The 17,226-nt window shown below is 67.3% G+C and carries 17 protein-coding genes; 10 read left to right on the top strand and 7 right to left on the bottom strand.

Translation table 11 applies throughout. The features are described 5' to 3' along the window. Positions 1-19: 19 nt before the first annotated feature. The 3 genes from QH195_RS07660 to QH195_RS07650 form a co-directional block, all read right to left on the bottom strand. Positions 20-937 (bottom strand): transporter substrate-binding domain-containing protein, encoded by a 918-nt coding sequence (locus QH195_RS07660; protein WP_280434865.1) that lies wholly within the window; start codon positions 935-937, stop codon positions 20-22. A gap of 132 nt (positions 938-1,069) precedes the next feature. Beyond that, entirely contained in the window at positions 1,070-1,921 is an 852-nt protein-coding gene (locus QH195_RS07655) for a PaaX family transcriptional regulator (RefSeq protein ID WP_280434864.1), read from the bottom strand. Positions 1,922-1,993: 72 nt separating this feature from the next. Beyond that, on the bottom strand, positions 1,994-2,431 hold the full coding sequence (locus QH195_RS07650; RefSeq protein WP_280434863.1) for a MarR family winged helix-turn-helix transcriptional regulator: 438 nt from the start codon (positions 2,429-2,431) through the stop codon (positions 1,994-1,996). Between the two features lie 120 nt (positions 2,432-2,551). Here QH195_RS07650 and QH195_RS07645 point away from each other — a divergent pair, with 120 nt between their 5' ends. The 4 genes from QH195_RS07645 to QH195_RS07630 are packed head-to-tail and all read left to right on the top strand — an operon-like array spanning position 2,552 to position 6,392. After that, on the top strand, positions 2,552-3,463 hold the full coding sequence (locus tag QH195_RS07645) for an SDR family oxidoreductase (protein ID WP_280434862.1): 912 nt from the start codon (positions 2,552-2,554) through the stop codon (positions 3,461-3,463). A 7-nt stretch (positions 3,464-3,470) separates the two neighbouring features. Next, on the top strand, positions 3,471-4,364 hold the full coding sequence (gene couO, locus QH195_RS07640; protein WP_280434861.1) for a 4-hydroxyphenyl-beta-ketoacyl-CoA hydrolase: 894 nt from the start codon (positions 3,471-3,473) through the stop codon (positions 4,362-4,364). Positions 4,365-4,387: 23 nt separating this feature from the next. Further along, a complete protein-coding gene (couM, locus tag QH195_RS07635) occupies positions 4,388-4,852 on the top strand; it encodes a p-hydroxycinnamoyl-CoA hydratase (protein ID WP_280434860.1) in 465 nt (154 codons plus the stop codon). Positions 4,853-4,871: 19 nt separating this feature from the next. Then, complete coding sequence (locus tag QH195_RS07630; protein ID WP_280434859.1) at positions 4,872-6,392, top strand: acyl-CoA synthetase; 1,521 nt, start codon at positions 4,872-4,874, stop codon at positions 6,390-6,392. Positions 6,393-6,414: 22 nt separating this feature from the next. On the opposite strand, the gene QH195_RS07625 is transcribed toward QH195_RS07630, so the two are convergent. Further along, positions 6,415-6,972, bottom strand: a complete 558-nt coding sequence (locus QH195_RS07625; RefSeq protein WP_280434858.1) for an MmpS family transport accessory protein — start codon at positions 6,970-6,972, stop codon at positions 6,415-6,417. Positions 6,973-7,184: 212 nt separating this feature from the next. On the opposite strand from QH195_RS07625, the gene QH195_RS07620 reads away from it, so the two are divergent. Next, positions 7,185-9,353: an elongation factor G-like protein EF-G2 gene (locus QH195_RS07620; RefSeq protein ID WP_280434857.1), complete on the top strand. Its 2,169-nt coding sequence runs from the start codon at positions 7,185-7,187 to the stop codon at positions 9,351-9,353. A 154-nt stretch (positions 9,354-9,507) separates the two neighbouring features. Here QH195_RS07620 and QH195_RS07615 read toward each other — a convergent pair whose 3' ends face one another. After that, the gene (locus QH195_RS07615; protein WP_280434856.1) at positions 9,508-10,785 is read right to left on the bottom strand and encodes an RNA polymerase sigma factor; all 1,278 of its coding nucleotides are present in this window, start codon (positions 10,783-10,785) and stop codon (positions 9,508-9,510) included. Between the two features lie 12 nt (positions 10,786-10,797). Next, positions 10,798-11,217 (bottom strand): YciI family protein, encoded by a 420-nt coding sequence (locus tag QH195_RS07610; RefSeq protein WP_280420824.1) that lies wholly within the window; start codon positions 11,215-11,217, stop codon positions 10,798-10,800. Between the two features lie 266 nt (positions 11,218-11,483). On the opposite strand from QH195_RS07610, the gene QH195_RS07605 reads away from it, so the two are divergent. After that, positions 11,484-11,933: a DUF7144 family membrane protein gene (locus QH195_RS07605; RefSeq protein WP_280434855.1), complete on the top strand. Its 450-nt coding sequence runs from the start codon at positions 11,484-11,486 to the stop codon at positions 11,931-11,933. An 85-nt stretch (positions 11,934-12,018) separates the two neighbouring features. Beyond that, a complete protein-coding gene (locus tag QH195_RS07600; RefSeq protein ID WP_280420822.1) occupies positions 12,019-13,251 on the top strand; it encodes a cation:proton antiporter in 1,233 nt (410 codons plus the stop codon). A gap of 72 nt (positions 13,252-13,323) precedes the next feature. Here QH195_RS07600 and QH195_RS07595 read toward each other — a convergent pair whose 3' ends face one another. Further along, on the bottom strand, positions 13,324-13,719 hold the full coding sequence (locus tag QH195_RS07595; protein ID WP_280434854.1) for a MerR family transcriptional regulator: 396 nt from the start codon (positions 13,717-13,719) through the stop codon (positions 13,324-13,326). 278 nt (positions 13,720-13,997) lie between these two features. Between QH195_RS07595 and QH195_RS07590 the strand changes: the two genes are divergently transcribed. The 3 genes from QH195_RS07590 (at position 13,998) to QH195_RS07580 (ending at position 17,054) form a co-directional block, all read left to right on the top strand. Continuing rightward, on the top strand, positions 13,998-14,573 hold the full coding sequence (locus QH195_RS07590; protein WP_280434853.1) for a TerD family protein: 576 nt from the start codon (positions 13,998-14,000) through the stop codon (positions 14,571-14,573). A gap of 95 nt (positions 14,574-14,668) precedes the next feature. After that, positions 14,669-16,033 carry a hemolysin family protein gene (locus tag QH195_RS07585; protein ID WP_280434852.1) on the top strand — a complete coding sequence of 455 codons (1,365 nt, stop codon included), beginning with the start codon at positions 14,669-14,671 and terminating at the stop codon, positions 16,031-16,033. Next, positions 16,026-17,054, top strand: coding sequence for a hemolysin family protein (locus QH195_RS07580; RefSeq protein WP_280434851.1), 1,029 nt, complete (start codon positions 16,026-16,028; stop codon positions 17,052-17,054). The genes QH195_RS07585 and QH195_RS07580 overlap by 8 nt, the downstream gene beginning before the upstream one ends. Positions 17,055-17,226 lie beyond the last annotated feature (172 nt).

Here is a 17,226-nt window from a genome sequence, read left to right as displayed (position 1 = left end):
AGGGCTCGAGGTTCCCGGCTCATGCGGTCGCGGTGGGGTTCAGCACCGGCTCGGGGACGGCGATATCCTCGAGCTTCCATTTCGCGACCAGCTCGTCGTACTGCCCGCCGGCGAACAGCAGCCGGAATGCCTCGTAGAACACGGGTCCGAGACCGTTGGTCTTGGGTGAGAGCAGTACCAGCTGGTCCGCGAGGGCCCCTTGCTCCTCGGTCTGCGCGACGGCGCGCCAGGTGCCGGGTTGCGCGGCCGCGGTATCGATGGCACCGCTCTGGGTCAGCGCGGCGGAGTCGGCGCGGCCGGATTGCACGGCCAGCAGAGTGGCATTGGTATCGGCCAGTCCGACGAACTCGACGGGCTGCTTACCGCTGCGCACGCACCAGTCCGACAGTTTGGCGGCCTGCTCCTCGGTGATCGACCCGATCACACCCGCGGTGCGGGATCCGCACAACTCGGCTGTGCTCTGCGCTCCGATACCTCCGTTGATCGGCAGCAGGTAAGAGGTGCGACTGGTCAGCCACTGCACCCCGTCGAATTCGGCCAGGCGTTGCGGGGTGGCCTTGACCGGTCCGTTGAACGCGTCGTAGCGACCGGACAGCATCCCGGACAGCATTGCCGGAAGCCCACTGGAGACCTCCATACGGATCGGGACACCGAGCACTCCGGACAGTGCCTGCTGGAGATCCGGATCCATACCGGTGACCGTCTGCCCGTCGGCGCCGACGGTGCGGTACGGCGGATGCGAATCACCGACGAAGACGATCTCGCCCTTGTCCTTGATCGCCTGCGGCAGCTGGTCGTACAGCACGCCGGCGTTCTCGCCCGGACCCGAGAGTTGTTCGGTATGCGCGGTTTTCTCGTCGATCGATGTACAGCCTGCGAGTGCCAGAACGGATAACGCGATGGCGGCAGCGATCGCCTTGGTACGAGTGAGTCTCATCGAATCCCTCACCTGGTGGGTGTCGAGTGGAATGTGCACGATTCGGGCCAGTGGACGAGAGCCGCCGAGCATCCGATGTGACCTGACCGACATTAGCTCAAATTCTTTCAACCGTCTACAAAATGACGAATATCAACGCACCGACAGGGATTCCGGCGAACGGAGGTCGAGACGCTCCACGGCCTCGGCCCGGGCCACGGCGTCCAGCCGGTCGTGCAGCTCGTGGAACAGCCGCTGCGCCGGCGCGGCGGGCCAGTCCCCAGGGAGGTGCTCCAGTGGTAGACGGGGGTCCTGCCGGATCACCTGCAACCATTCCGTCACCAGCAGCAACTGGGTCACCAGCGCGCTGTGCGACCCGATTCGGCCGGGATCGCTCCACCGTTGGATGAAATCGCGGTACAGCCCGGAGATACCCGCGACGTCCCAGGCATCGCGCAGCATCGCCGGGATATCGGTACAGGCATCGGCCCGGCAGCGGAAGACTCGCACTCGCTCGGCGCCCTCGACTCCGTCCAGGATTTCGCGAACGTCACCGGTAGACGGCGCAATCCACAAACCGCCCTGCAGCGATCCGAAACCCGCCCACTGCAGCCGGGCCCGGAGATCGTGCCGCTGCCGCTGCCAGGATTCCGGAAAACTGAAGGTCAGCATCGTCCAGGAGCCGTCCCAGTTCGCCTCCACCGCACCGGTGCGCCAGATCCGCACATGGCCGTCCCGAAGGATCTCGGTAAGCCGCGGCGTCAACGCGACGTAGGCATTACGACCGGCCCGGTGCCGGGCGAGCAGACCCCGTTTGGCCATGCGGTTCAGCGTCGACCGGGTGGCGTGCGCGCCGATTCCGATCGCCGCGAGCACGTCGATGAGACTGGTCGTACTCACCACCATCTCGCGATCGAGGACATAGCGGCCCAGAACGGTGAGCAGAACGCTCTGCGGTTTCACCGCAGAGGCGATGTCATTAGTCAGAATTTCTGCATGCGTCATGAATATGACGATATACACAGCGGGACCGCCGCGGTAGCGAAACCGTTCCACCGCCGGGTACCGGTGCGGACTCTAACGCTCGGCGACCAGCCCGCGCAGCGCCTCGCGCATATCGTCCAGGACCTGTTCGGGCAACTGGCCGAAGCAGCGACTGTGGACCTCGTCCACCAACCCTCGCGCCTCGCCGAGCACCGCACGCCCGGCCGCGGTGGCGACGATCAGCTTGTTGCGCCGGTCGGCGTGATCGGCGATCCGTTCGACCAGCCCTCGCCGCTCCAGATCGTCGACCAGCGCGACCACCTGACTGGGGTCGAGCCCGAGAGTGGCGGCCACCGCCCGCTGATTCACCCCCGCGGCGTTCTCGCAGGCGAGCACGAGCACCGAATAGGGCCGCACCTTCAGTCCGAGAGGTGCCAGCGCCTTGTTCACCGACCCCACCACCAGACCACCGGCCCGGGTGAGAAGAAACCCGAGGTCGTCCAGTAGCCGGACCTCCGGGGAGTGAGCCATCGTGCCTCCTTGTCGCGGCGCTCGAGTACAGCGCGCTAAGGCTAGCAGGATTCAACGATTGACTTTATCAATAATAGATGTTTCCTTGTTATCGGCATCACCGTCCCGAAGGAGCGCGAAGTGGATATGAGCAACAAGGTCGCCGTCGTCACCGGCAGCGGGCAGGGTCTCGGCCTGGCCTACGCGAAGGACCTCGCCCGGCACGGTGTGGCCGTGGTCGTCAACGACGTGAACGCCGAAACGGCGGACAAAGCCGTCGCCGAGATCCACGCGGCGGGCGGGCGCGCAGCCGCCGTCATCGCACCCGTCGGTCCCACCGAGACCGCGCGGCAACTGGTCGCGACCGCGGTCGAGGAGTTCGGCCGGCTCGACATCATGGTCACCAACGCCGGTATCCTGCGCGATTCGGTGCTCTGGAAGATGAGCGACGAGGCGTTCGACGACGTCGTCTCCGTCCACCTCCGGGGCACCTTCACCTGCGCCCGGGAAGCCGTCCTGCGGTTCCGGGAACAAGGAGAAGGCGGTCGTCTCATCTGCGTCGGGTCACCGGCCGGCCAGCGCGGCAATTTCGGGCAGACCAACTATTCCGGCGCGAAATCCGGCATCGTCGGTATGGTCCGCACCTGGGCCATGGAACTACAGCGCGCGGGGATCACCGCCAACGCGGTCTGCCCGGTCGCGGTCACCGCGATGACGGAGACCATCCCCCTGTTCCGGCCCTATATCGAGAGGATGGAACAGACCGGCAGCCTGCCGGATCTCATCCGCCGCGATGTCGGAATGGGCACCGTCGAGGATGCCGCGGGAATCGTCACGTTCCTGGCGAGTGACGAGGCCGCCGATATCACCGGCCAGGCCTTCGCGATCGGCGGCGACCGGGTCGCCCTGTGGACCCACCCCACGCCGGCCGGCATCGCCTACCGCGACGGCGGCTGGACCGCCGAGGATCTGGGCGCGGCCTGGCCGGCCCTGTCCGGGCATCGCCAATCGGTCGGCGAGGAATTCCCCGCCGAACTGACGGCCGGGAAGTGAGCCGGCGATGACCACCCGCTACGAATACGCCATCGACTTCGCCGGGATCGCGGCCCTGGATATCCATACCCACGTCGAAATCGACGGCTGCGGACACCGCTCCCTCGATGACGATCTGATGGCGGCCTCGGAGAAATACTTCAAGTCCGGAGAAGAACGGACACCGGACATCGACACCATCGCCGGACACTACCGCGAACGGAATATGGCCGCCGTGGTGTTCACCGTGGACGCGAGCTCGGGCAGCGGGCACGCCCCGAACTCCGTCGAGGAGATCGCCGAGAAGGCCGCCGAACACAACGATGTCCTGATCCCGTTCGGCTCGGTCGACCCGTGGCAGGGCAGAGCCGCAGTCCGCCGCATCCACCGACTGGTCGACTCGTACGGGGTGCGCGGGTTCAAATTCCATCCCAGCATGCAGGCGTTCGAGCCCAACGACCCCGCCTTCTACCCCCTGTACGAGGCGCTGACCGAGGCCGGCGTACCCGCGCTGTTCCACACCGGGCAGACGGGGATCGGCGCCGGGCTGCCCGGCGGACACGGCATCAAACTCCGCTACTCCGATCCGATGCTGCTCGACGATGTCGCCGCCGACTTCCCCGATCTCACGCTGATCATGGCCCACCCCTCGGTGCCGTGGGTGGATTCACAGATCGCCATCGCCACACACAAGGCCAACGTCTACATCGATCTGTCCGGCTGGTCTCCGAAGTACTTTCCGCCGCAGCTGATCCGGGCGGCCAACTCGATGTTGCGCTCCAAGGTGCTGTTCGGCTCCGACTTCCCGGTCATCCAGGTGGACCGCTGGATGAAGGATTTCGCGAACCTCGAGATCGAACCGGAGATCCGTCCACTGATCTTCAAGGAGAACGCGCTGCGCGCCCTCCGCATCACCCCCTGACCCCAGAGATCACGGAGAACACCATGACCACCACCCACGTCGCCACCCTGGCCGACCTCGCCGCGCTCGAAGGACAGTCCCTCGGGACGAGCTCCTGGTTCGAGATTCCGCAGCAGCGGATCGACACCTTCGCCGCGGCCACCGACGACCACCAGTGGATCCACACCGACCCTGAGCGCGCGCAGGCCGAGAGCCCGTTCGGCGGCCCGATCGCGCACGGCTACCTGACGCTTTCCCTGATCATCCCGATGTGGGACGAGGTCCTGACGGTCGACAGCGTGACCATGGCGGTGAACTACGGCCTCAACAAGGTGCGTTTCACCAATCCCGTTCCCGCCGGCGGCCGCGTGCGGTTGAACGCCACGCTGCGCAAGCTCGAAGAGCTGCCGAAGGGCGGTATGCAGCTGACGATCGGCGCCGAGATCGAACTCGACGGCGCCCAGCGCCCCGCGGTGGTCGCCGAAGCCGTCTACCGATTCTTCGAATAGAGCCGGAGGAGTCAGTCCCATGCGCAACCACGGCACCGGTTCCTGGCCTTTGCGCCGGGCCCGCCTGTCCCCGGACAAGACCGCCGTCGTTTTCGACGGCGGATCGACGACGTATCGCGAACTCGACGGCCGGGTCACCGCGCTGGCGCACGGATTGCGCGAGCTGGGCGTGCAGCGTGGTGATCGGGTCGCGCTGCTCAGCGCGAACCATCCGGCCTACCTCGAGGTGCTGTTCGCCTGCGGGCTGCTCGGCGCCACCTTCGTCCCGCTCAATGCCAGGCTCACCGCCGGCGAGGTGGAATACGTCCTCCAGGACTGTGGCGCGAGCGTGCTGATCCACTCCGCGGAACTCGCCGGGATCGCGGTTCCGGCAGCCCACCGGACGAAGCCCGTGCATCGGGTGGTGCTCGGCGACACGAACGACGCCGGCGCCGTCGGTTACGAGGACCTGATCGCCAGATCAGGAACCGACCGGATCGACGAACCGGTCGGTCACGACGACCCGTGTTTCATCATGTACACATCCGGGACGACCGGCCGCCCCAAAGGTGTTGTGCTCACCCACGGCAATATCGTCTTCGCTGTCCTCAACGCCGTCCTGGACCTGGACCTGCGCAGCGATGAGGTCGCGCTGGTCTACGCACCGCTGTTCCATACCGCCGCGCTGGACATGATCGCGTTACCGACCCTGCTCACCGGCGGACAGGTCATCATCGAACGCGGTTTCGACGCCGCGCACGTCCTCGACCGGATGGAACGGGAACGGGTCACCTACGCATTCGCCGTCCCGACGATGCTCGACCGGATCTGCGCGCACCCTCGCTGGCCACACGCGGATCTGTCGGCGCTGCGCCGGATCCTCGTCGGGGCGGCGCCGGTGCCGCCCGGGACACTGCGGGTCTACACCGAACGCGGTATCACGATGTGCCAGGGTTACGGCCTCACCGAGGCGGGACCCGGGACCCTCGTGCTCACGGCGGAGCACGCGGAGCGCAAACTCGGCACCGCCGGCGTTCCGCATTTCTTCACCGATGTCCGCATCGTCGACCCGGACAATCGGCCGGTCCGGACGGGAGAACGCGGCGAGATCCAGATCAGCGGCCCGAATCTCATGCGCGAATACTGGAACAATCCGGCCGCCACCGCCGCCGCGTTCACCGCGGACGGCTGGTTCCGCTCCGGTGATATCGGGGTGGCGGACGACGAGGGATTCGTCCGGATCGTGGACCGCCTCAAGGACATGATCATCTCCGGCGGCGAGAACATCTATCCGGCCGAGGTCGAGGCGGCGATCGTGGAGATGCCGGAGATCGACGACTGTGCGGTATTCGCCGTACCCGATGAGAAGTGGGGTGAGGTCGGGTGCGCGGCGGTCGTCCCGGTAGCCGGCAGCACAGTGGATCTCGATCGGCTGGTCGAATTCCTGACCCCTCGGCTGGCCGGATACAAGATCCCGAAATCCCTCGTGGTGCTGGACGAAATTCCGCGGAACGCCACCGGCAAGATCAGGAAGGACGAATTACGGCGCCGGTTCGCCTGAGTATCCGGACGCGCCGGCCGGACTACTGCTCGCCCGCATCCCCCGAACAACTCGCCGAGGCGTACGGGCCGCTGGAGGTCTGTTCGGTCATCACCCGGCCGCCGACCAGGATGCGGCAGGTGATGTCGCCGCCGTCGGGACCGTTGGCCGCGGTCATGGACACCATCGGGTCCCGGCCGCCGACGGGCACCTGTTTGCTCCATGGCAGCGAAACCCCGGTTTCCTGCGCCATATCTCGATCCTGGTCCAGGTACGTGACCGCGGCCTCGGAACCGGTGCCGAGGACCTCGTAGGTCACGGTGATCTCGTCGGCAACGTTCTCGTCGTCACCGTTCCCGAACAATGTGAACCCGCCGGCGAACAGGAGGGCCAGTACGAGAACGAGCCCCCCGGCGATCCACGGCCATCTCGCTGTCTGCCGAGACGGGTGGTTTCCCGGCGGAGGCATCTCGGCGGGTGAGTACCGCACCTGCCGATATCCCTGCGGCCCACCGGAATGCTGCGGCTGATCGCCGGAGGGGTAGGACAATGTGCCTCCTCTGCTCGGGGCGCGACCCTGCGCCATCAGGAGGTAGATCACATTTTCATTCCGTGATGTTACACCGCTATTTATCCAGTTCATAGCCATAACCCTGCGCGGATCGGACCGACAGCCACTCCGGCGAACCGCGCTCCGCACGACGCCCCGCCGATCGGTCGCGGCCCATCGGTTCCGGCCGGGCCGTGGACCTGCGCGCGTCCGGGTGGGAAGCTCATAGACAACCGCGTGCCGATTCCCGAGGACGGTGAGTCATGGTGGACAGAGCGAACGGGGCGCCACGGCCGGTGGATATCCGGAATGTGGTGCTGGTCGGGGGTAGCGGAGCCGGAAAGACAACCCTGGTCGACGCGTTGGCGCTGGCGTCCGGGGCGGTCAACCGGGTGGGGCGGGTCGAAGAGGGCAGCTCCCTGTCCGATTACGACGAGATCGAGCAGCGCCGGCACCGGTCGGTGCAACTGTCGGTGGTACCGGTGCACTGGGGCGGGGTGAAGGTGAACCTCATCGATACGCCGGGATACGCGGATTTCGTGGGCGAGCTCCGTGCCGGTCTCCGGGCGGCCGACGCCGCCCTTTTCGTGGTGTCGGCGGCCGACGGAGTCGAGGGGGTCGGTGGGGTTTCGCGGGCACTGTGGGAGGAATGCGCGAGCGTCGGGATGCCGCGGGCCATCGTGCTGACCCATCTGGATACGGCGCGCGCCGATTTCGACGAGATGACGCGGACCTGCCAGGCGCTGCTCGGTGGAGGTTCGGCCGAGAACGTCCTCCCGCTGCACCTACCGGTGTACGGGCCCGCCGCCGCGGACGGGCACCGGCCCGCCACCGGGCTGGTGGAACTGCTGGAACAGCGGGTGGCCGACTATTCGACCGGTGAACGACGGTGGGTCCCGGACTCGCCGGACGATGTGGCGATCGTCGAACATGCCCGGGAGCGGCTCATCGAGGGCATCATCGCCGAAAGCGAGGACGAAACCCTCATGGACCGCTACCTCGCGGGGGAAGCCGTCGAACTCAGCACACTGATCGCCGATCTCGAACGCGCGGTGGCGCGCGGCAGTTTCCATCCGGTGTTGTTCGCGGCCCCGGCCGTGGGCGAGGGCCGGCAGGGTCTGGGCACCGTCGAGCTGCTCGACCTCGTCACCGCCGGGTTTCCCACCCCGGATGAGCATCCCGTATCGGCCGTGCACCTGGCGAACGGGTCGAAACCGGTCGCGTTGCGCTGCGACCCGGCCGCGGAGCTGGCCGCCGAGGTCATCCGCACCTCCTCCGACCCGTACGTCGGCCGGATATCCCTGGTCCGGATGTTCTCCGGAACATTGCACGCCGACGACACCGTGCACATCTGCGGGCACGGCCCGGTCGCCGACCACGACGCCGAGGAACGCATCGGGGGTGTGACCGCGCCCTTCGGGCGGGAACAGCGCCCACTCGACGAGGCGATCGCCGGAGATATCGCCTATGTGACCAAACTCGGGCACGCCGAAACCGGCGATACGCTCTCGGGCACCGGTTCACCACTGCTGATCGAACCGTGGCGGATGCCGGATCCGCTGCTGCCCACGGCCGTCCGCGCGCACAGCAAAGCCGATGAGGACAAGCTCTCGCAGAGCCTGGCCCGGCTGGTCGCGGAGGACCCCGCACTGCGGGTGGAGAACAACGAACGCACCGGCCAGCTGGTGTTGTGGTCGCTCGGCGAGGCACAGCGTGATGTCGCGCTGGAACGGTTGCGCAGCCGGTTCGGGGTGTCGGTGGATATCGAGGAGTACCGAGTCGCGCTGCGGGAGACGTTCGCCGGTAAGGCCACCGGACACGGGCGCCATGTCAAACAATCCGGCGGGCACGGGCAATACGCGGTCTGCGATATCGAAGTGGAGCCGGCACCGGAAGGGTCGGGTATCGAGTTCGTCGACAGGGTGATCGGCGGCGCCGTACCGCGGCAGTTCATCGGCTCGGTGGAGAAGGGTGTGCGGGCCCAGGCAGCGCGGGGTGTGACCGCTGAGTATCCGCTGGTCGATGTGCGCGTCACCTTGGTCGACGGTAAGTCGCATTCGGTGGACTCCTCCGATGCGGCATTCCAGACCGCCGGGGCGCTGGCCCTGCGCGACGCGGCCGCTCAGGGCCGGATCGACCTGCTCGAACCCATCGCACAGGTGGACGTCCGGGTTCCGGACGAGCATCTCGGTGCGGCACTGAGCGACCTGTCCGTACGCCGCGCCCGCATCCTGGGCACCGAACCCGCCGAGGCGGGGCGAACGCTGATCCGCGCGGAAGTACCGGAGGCCGAGCTCGCCCGCTACGCGGTGGACCTGCGTTCGCTCACCCACGGCATCGCGCATTTCACCCGGGAATACCTGCGGCACGATCGCCTACCCGCGCAACTGGCGGACAAGGTCCGCGCCGGTGCTCCGGTGGGGTCCGGCTGACCGCGAAGGTCGGTGGGTCGCAGCGGTCCGGCCGAACGTACACGCCGGTGTCGTCTGCATCTCCGGTGGTTGCCGACAGTGCCTGCCGACTTCGCCGCCGAGGTCGGTGGCACCTCCCGATCGAGCTCTGTGGCCGCGGCCGACCACCGGACCATCAGTCCAGACGCCGGATTTTTTCCTCGAGTACCGCGCGTTCACGTTCATTACCGCAGCGGGTCACCGCGAGTTCCAGCTCCGTGCGCGCTTCCGCCGGACGGCCGAGTCGGATGAGCAGTTCACCGCGCACGCTCGGCAGCAGATGCGAGTTCGGCAGCGCGTCCTCGGCCACCAGGTCGTCGACGATCCGCAGTGCGGCGGCCGGGCCGCGGGCCATCGAGACCGCGACTGCCCGGTTCACCTCGACCACCGGGGAGGGCGCCAGCCGGCCCAGCGCCTCGTAGAGCAGCACGATCCGCTCCCAATCGGTTTCCGCGACCGAGGCCGCCACGGCATGGCATTCCGCGATCGCGGCCTGCAAACCGTAGATTCCCAGCCCGCGCCCGGCTTTCTCGGCGCGGGCCAGGGCAGCCCGGCCCCGGCCGATGGCGCTGCGGTCCCAGCGGCGCCGATCCTGGTGCTCCAGCAGCACCGGCGCACCGTCGGGACCGGTGCGTGCGGGGAAACGCGCGGCAGTGAGTTCGAGGAGGGCGAGCAGGCTCTGGGCCTCCGGTTCGTCCGGGACCAACCGGGTCAGGACGCGCGCCAGACGCTGTGCTTCGGCGGCGAGGTCGACCCGGATGAGATCGGTACCCGAACTCGCCGACGAGCCCTCGGTGAAGATCACGTACACCACCCGCAGCACCGATACCAGCCGCGCGGGCCGCTCGGCGGCGGGTGGCACCTCGAACGGCACGCGGGCCGCGGCGAGGGTTTTCTTCGCCCTGGTGATCCGCGCCTGCACGGTGGCCGTCGGCACCAAGAAGGCCCGCGCAATCTCGTCGCTGGTGAGACCACCGACGACACGCAGGGTCAATGCCACTCGCGCCTCCGGTGACAGCACCGGATGGCAGGAGATGAACATCAGGGCCAGCACATCGTCGTCGATCCGGTCCGGATCCCAGAGTTCCTCGTCCGGCCGCGACGCCTCCTCGCTGCCCGCGGCTATACCGCCCTCACCCAGATCGCGGGCGAGGGCGGCATAGCGGTCGTCGAGCGCGGTGCGCCGCCGGAAACCGTCGATGGCGCGCCGTTTACCGACGGTGAGCAGCCAGCCGGCCGGGTTCCGTGGCACGCCTTCTCGCGGCCAGGTCACCAGGGCTTCGGCGAGCGCCTCCTGGGCGAGATCTTCGGCGAGGGGGAAATCACCGGTGTAGCGGGCGAGGGCGCCGACGATCCGTGCGGATTCGATCCGCCAGACCGCCGCAACCGTCTCCCGGCCTTCGTGGTCGGCCACCGTGCGCACCGATCAGAGCTGGCCGGTGGCTTCGCGCCAGGCGCGCTCCTTCTGGATCCAGATATTGTCCTGCGGGAATTCGTCGATGGTGCTGACCCGGCGGATCTCGGTTTTGAAGCCCGGTCCGCCCATCGGCATCCGCTTGGCCCACTCCACGGCCTCTTCCTTGGAGGCGACGTTGAGAATGTAATAGCCGCCGAAAAGCTCTTTGGTCTCGCCGTAGGGACCGTCGGTGACCACCGGATCCGCTGAGGAGTAGTCGACGACCACCCCCTCGGCGGCATCGTCGAGGCCCTCGGCGGCGAGCAGCACTCCGGCCCGGATCAGCTCGTCGTTGAACCGGCCGACCGTTTCCAGCATCTGGTCGAAATCGATATCACCCATCTGCGCGAAGGCCTCGTCGGTCGCGCGCATGATCAGCATGTACTTCATGGTCGGTCTCCCTTGTGTCGTAGGGCTGCGTTCGAACCCTTTCACCCATAGGTCGAACGAGGAGCCGGCGGATCGACAACCCGCCGGAAATATTTTTCCGAAGTATCGCGACTCGGCACCGAAACCGCTCGGTTCTGTTCGAAGTACCTGGCCAGTGGCATAATCGCCCATCAGAACAAGGGAATCGAAGTGTGGCGTATGAGGGCGTCATCGGCGATCAGTTCTCAGGGTCCGGTGTTGGCCCCTCCCATCCCGAAGGGAGCACTATGACCACCCAACCCGCAGCGCAGTCCCCCAGAACCGGGGCACATGCGGCGCCCGACCAAGGACAGCCGGTGAAACAGGCGGTGGCCGGAGGCGCATCCATCGCCGCCGCCGCGCTGTTGCTCACCGCGGGATTCATCACCCTGTTCCAGGGCATCTCCGCGGTCGCCGAGGACGAGGTATTCGTCTCCGGCCCCCAGTATGTCTACGAGCTCGACCTCTCCAGCTGGGGCTGGGTGCATATCGTTTTCGGCATCCTGCTGATCCTCACCGCGCTCGCGTTGATGACCGGCGCCACCTGGGCGCGGGTCACGGCCATCGGCCTGGCCGCGCTGTCGATCGTGGTGAACTTCCTGTGGCTGCCCTACTACCCGCTGTGGTCGATTCTGATCATCGCCCTGGATATCGTCATCATCTGGGCGATCGCCACCTGGGACACCCGGCGCATCTGAAATACCGGCGACCGGCACGGAACAGTGAGAAGGCTTCGCCGTGTCGGCGCCGGGCGGGTGGGCGTCCCGATGCGACCATGATCGAATGACGATATGGGCGGCGTCCGTGGGTTCGGAACCGTCGGCGATCGTATCGCTGTTCTGGATCGCGGCCACCGCGGTGGCGGCACCGCTGCTGTCCCGGTTGCTGCGCGGCCTGATCCCCGATGTGGTGCTGCTGCTGGGGCTGGGGGTCGTTGTCGGGCCGAACGTCCTGGCACTTGCGGGTACCGGGGGCGGGGTCGATCTGCTCAGCGAGCTCGGGCTCGGCATGTTGTTCCTGCTCGCGGGCTACGAACTGGACCCGAAACTCCTCGGCGGTAAACCCGGTCGCACCGCCTGGCTGACCTGGCTGGCCGGTTTGGTGCTGGCCCTGCTGTTGGTGTGGCTGGCCGCGCCCGATGCCGAATTCACCGCGCTCATCGCCGTCGCCATCGCGCTCAGCTCCACCGCGCTCGGCACCCTGCTGCCGATCGTGAAACAGGACGGCGTGCTGGATCAGCCGCTGGGCCGCGCCGTACTGGCCCATGGGGCGGTGGGCGAACTGGGGCCGGTGCTGGCCATGTCGATACTGCTGACCGGGAACAACCTGCCGGCTTCGGTGGTGGTCCTGCTCCTGTTCGGCGCCGCCGCCGCGGTGGTGGCGTGGGTGCCCCAGCGCATCCTGGATCGCCATCCCGGCGCCGAACGGGTGATCGCCACCCTTGCCACCGGAACCACCCAGCTCCCGGTACGCCTGGTGTTCCTGCTGCTGCTGGTCCTCATGACCGTGGCGGAAGTGTTCGAACTCGATGTGGTGCTCGGCGCGTTCGCGGCGGGCCTCATCCTGCGCCGGCTCGTGGCCGAAACGCATCCGGAGATCCAGGAATCCCTGGAAACCATCGGATACGGGGTGCTCATCCCGATCTTCTTCGTCGCCTCCGGAATGGGTATCGACCCCGCGGCCGTGGCCGCGGAGCCGCTGATGTGGGTGCTGTTCGTGGTGGCGATCGGGGTCGCGCGGGGTTCGACGGTCTGGCTGAGCGAACGATTCGTCGCGCACGGCGCGAATCTCGAACACCCGCACGAACGGCTCCAGCTGGCGTTGTACGCGGCGACGGGTCTGCCGATCATCGTCGCGGTCACCCAGGTCGCGGTGCGCGGCGAACTGATGTCCGCGACCATGGCTTCCACTCTGGTCGCGGCGGGTGCGACCACGGTATTGCTGTTTCCGCTGCTCGCCACTCGGGTCCGCGGCCGGGCGACGACGGAGCGACCGAGGTCGCGTCACCGCGGCTGACCCCCGGTCGAACCGACGGTCAGCAGTGGCGTGAACCGTAGGCAGGCCCGGCGCACACCAAATGCGCCTCGGCTACAGGATCGGGATATCGGGTGGTACCTGCAACGCGACCGTGATGAGCGAATGGACGCGGGCGCTGATCAGCGCGATCAGGCCGTGCACCTCGGACGGGGCGGTTTCGGCGACGGTGTGCAGCAGTTTCAGATCGTCGTCGAGTGCGGTCAGGACGGGGCCGATATCGCCGGCGCTGGTGGTGAGCGCGGTCGCGATCTCGTCGAGCGACAGTCCCTGTGCCTCGAGTTGCCGGATCAGGTGGACGCGGCCGATATCGGCGGCATCGTAGAGGCGATAGCCGCCGGCGGTCCGTTCCGCGGGAGTCAACAGGCCCAGGCTGGTGTAGTAGTCGACCGTGCGCGCGCTGACTTCGGCGCGACCGGCGAATTCCCCGATTCTCAGTAGGGACGACATCGGTCACCTCCCTTCCACTCAACCATACAGTGGCGCGTGCTAGTGTGAGATCATGTCCGCACGCGACACCCGGACCACACACCGCGCCGAACACACGACGGCGTAACCGTCCGGCGCACGATCCGTTGTCCGCCCACTCACCTGCACCGTACGGCCTTCTCACCGGTCGAAGCGGTAGCGGCGAACCGAAGTGCTGGTCGCGGGGGATCCGGATCAGCACCACAGCGGTCGCGGGACCCGAACAGCTGGGATACCACCGAGAGTCAGGAGTAGCCGAAATGAGTGTCAGCCTCGCCAAGGGTGGCAATGTATCGCTGTCCAAGCAGGCACCGAATCTGACCGCGGTGGCCGTCGGTCTGGGCTGGGATGTCCGGTCCACCACCGGCGCCGAATTCGATCTGGACGCGAGCGCGATCGCGACCGGCCCGGACCAGAAGGTCGTCTCCGATCAGCATTTCGTGTTCTACAACAACCTGCGGTCGCCGGAGGGCAGTATCGAGCACACCGGCGACAACCTCACCGGTGAAGGCGAAGGCGACGACGAGGTGATCAACGTCGATCTCGCGGCCACTCCCCCGTCGATCACCAATATCTTCTTCCCGGTCTCCATCCACGACGCGGCCGCGCGCCAGCAGTCGTTCGGGCAGGTCCGCAATGCCTTCATCCGCGTCGTCGATCGGAATACCGGCACCGAGCTCGCGCGCTACGACCTGTCCGAGGACGCCTCCACCGAAACCGCGATGGTTTTCGGCGAGCTCTACCGCAACGGTGCCGAGTGGAAGTTCCGTGCCATCGGCCAGGGATATGCCTCGGGACTGGCGGGTATCGCCCGCGACTACGGCGTGAACGTCTGAGCCGCATTCATGAGACGCGCATCGCGCAAACACCGGAAACCCGGCTCGTCCCGTGACGACGAGCGCCCGCGACGATTTCGGCACGGGGCGAGCCGGTGACGACAGTTCTGGGGATCGTCGCCGGCATCGTCGTCGTCCTCCTCATCACCGCGCTGACCGGGTACTTCGTGGCCCAGGAATTCGCCTATATGGCCGTGGACCGCTCCCGGCTCAAAGCCCGTGCCCGCGACGGTGACACAGCCGCCGGCCGGGCCCTGCGCATCACCCGGCGGACCTCGTTCATGCTGTCCGGCGCTCAGCTCGGTATCACCGTCACCGGGCTGCTGGTCGGTTATGTCGCCGAACCCCTGATCGGCCGCGGTCTCGGTGAACTACTCGGCGGAGCAGGGGTGCCCACTGCCGTCGGCATCGGGGTGGGCGCGGTCCTGGCGGTAGCGTTCTCCACGATCGTTCAGATGCTGTTCGGGGAGCTGGTTCCCAAGAATCTGGCGATCGCCCGGCCCGAACCGGTCGCGCGATGGCTGGCCCTGTCGACCGCGGTGTATCTGAAAGTATTCGGGTGGCTGATCCGGTTGTTCGACCAATCGTCGAACATGCTGTTGCGCGCATTGCGCATCGAGCCCGTCCATGACGTCGAGCATTCGGCCACCCCGCGCGACCTCGAACATATCGTCGCCGCGTCCCGGGACGCCGGGGAACTACCGTCGGAGCTGTCCACCCTGCTCGACCGCATCCTCGATTTCCCCACCAGCACCGCCGAACATGCGATGATTCCACGCTCCCGAGTGGATACCGTGCATATCGAGGATCTGGTCGCCGATGTGCTGGCACGGATGAGTACCGGGCACACCCGCTACCCGGTCGTCGGCACCTCCAGCGACGACCTGCGCGGTGTGATCCACCTGCACGACCTCCTCGGGCGCCCGCCGGAGGGCACCGCCGAATCACGGTTGCGGGCGGCCGTGCTGGTGCCCGAATCGCTGTCGCTGCCCGATGTGGTCACTCGGCTCGATGCCGCCCGGGAGGAAATGGCATTGGTGGTCGACGAATACGGTGGTTTCGCCGGGATCGTCACCATCGAGGACATCGCCGAAGAACTCGTCGGCGCCATCGCCGACGAACACGATGCCGGTACCGCCGCCGAGATGGTCGCCGAGGGCGACGGGTGGGTGCTCGCCGGGGATGTACATATCGATGAGGTCGAACGGCTGCTCGGGGTGTCGCTGCCGGCCGGTGACTACGAAACCATCGCCGGATTGGTGATCAGCGAGTTCGGTGGTCTGCCCGAGACCGGTGACGAGGTCGCGATACCGCTGGAACCGCCCGGTCTCGAGCTGATCGACGATTCCCGATCCGCGCCACGCACCGTCCGCGTGCAGGTCCGCGAGGTCGACAAGCATGTTCCCGCCGCAGTGTTCCTGACGGTCCGCAGCGAACCGGAGGGCGCCGGACATGAGTAACCCCTGGGTCGTCGCGGCCGTCACGGTCGGATTGATCGCCGCCAGCGCGTTTTTCGTCGCGGTGGAGTTCGCGCTCATCGCCGCCCGCCGCCATCGCCTCGAAGACGCCGCCGCGAACAGCCGGGCCGCTCGTGCCGCGCTGCGCAGTTCCGCGGAGCTTTCGGTGCTGCTGGCCGGATCGCAGCTCGGTATCACCGTATGCACGCTGGCATTGGGAGCGGTCACCAAACCCGCGGTGCACCATTGGCTCACACCGCTTTTCGGGAATCTGGGCGCCCCGGCGTGGGCCGCGGACGTCGCCGGGTTCGTCCTGGCGCTGATCGCGGTGACGTTCGTGCACCTCGTGGTCGGTGAGATGGCACCCAAATCGTGGGCCATCGCGCATCCGGAGAAATCGGCCACGCTCTTGGCCATCCCTATGCGGGCCTTCATGTGGCTCACCCGGCCGTTGCTGACGGCACTGAATCACGCCGCGAACTGGTGCCTGAGCAAGGTCGGCGTTGCCGCCGTCGACGAAGTCGAAACCGGTCAGGATCCGGCCGCGCTACGCCACCTCGTCGAACACTCCGCCACGGCGGGCACCCTCGACGAGCGCTATCACGGCAGCCTGACCAGTGCGCTGGAACTCGAACAGCTCACGGTCGCCGATATCGTGCGCACCGGCACCGCGCCGAGCGCGGTCGCCCCGGATGCCGGGCCCGGCACCATCCAGACGGTATCCCGGACGAGTGGCCATCTGCGGCTGCTGGTCCGTGGCGAGACCGCCGTCGAAGGCGTTGTGCACGTACGCGACAGCCTGGGCTGCGCACCGGTGAGTACCGCGCGGCAATTGATGCGGCCGGTGCTGTCCCTGTCGGCCGCGTTGCCGGTTTACGCGGCCCTGCACACCATGCGCGAAACGCGCAACCACCTCGCCATCGTCACCGATCCCGAGGCCGGCGAACCGATCGGGCTCATCACCATCACCGATGTCCTGCGGCGACTGCTCCCGGTGACCTCAGCGGAACCGACAACTCGCTGACAGATATCCACATATCCTTCGCCGCGCTCGGTATCGCGGTCACGGTCGGCTCCGGCCCCACCGAACAGGGCCGGCACGACCGGATCGCCGAGGGAACCCCGGTGGTCGGAACACCGTAGGCCGGATGCCGGTCGACCGAGGCCCGGTGGTTCGCAACGCCGAAGGCAGTGAC

This window comes from Nocardia carnea (genome assembly GCF_029868855.1).
In the GTDB taxonomy this organism is placed as follows: Bacteria; Actinomycetota; Actinomycetes; order Mycobacteriales; family Mycobacteriaceae; genus Nocardia; species Nocardia carnea_A.
Note: the sequence above shows the minus strand (reverse complement) of the source record. Positions and strands in the feature narration are given on the sequence as shown.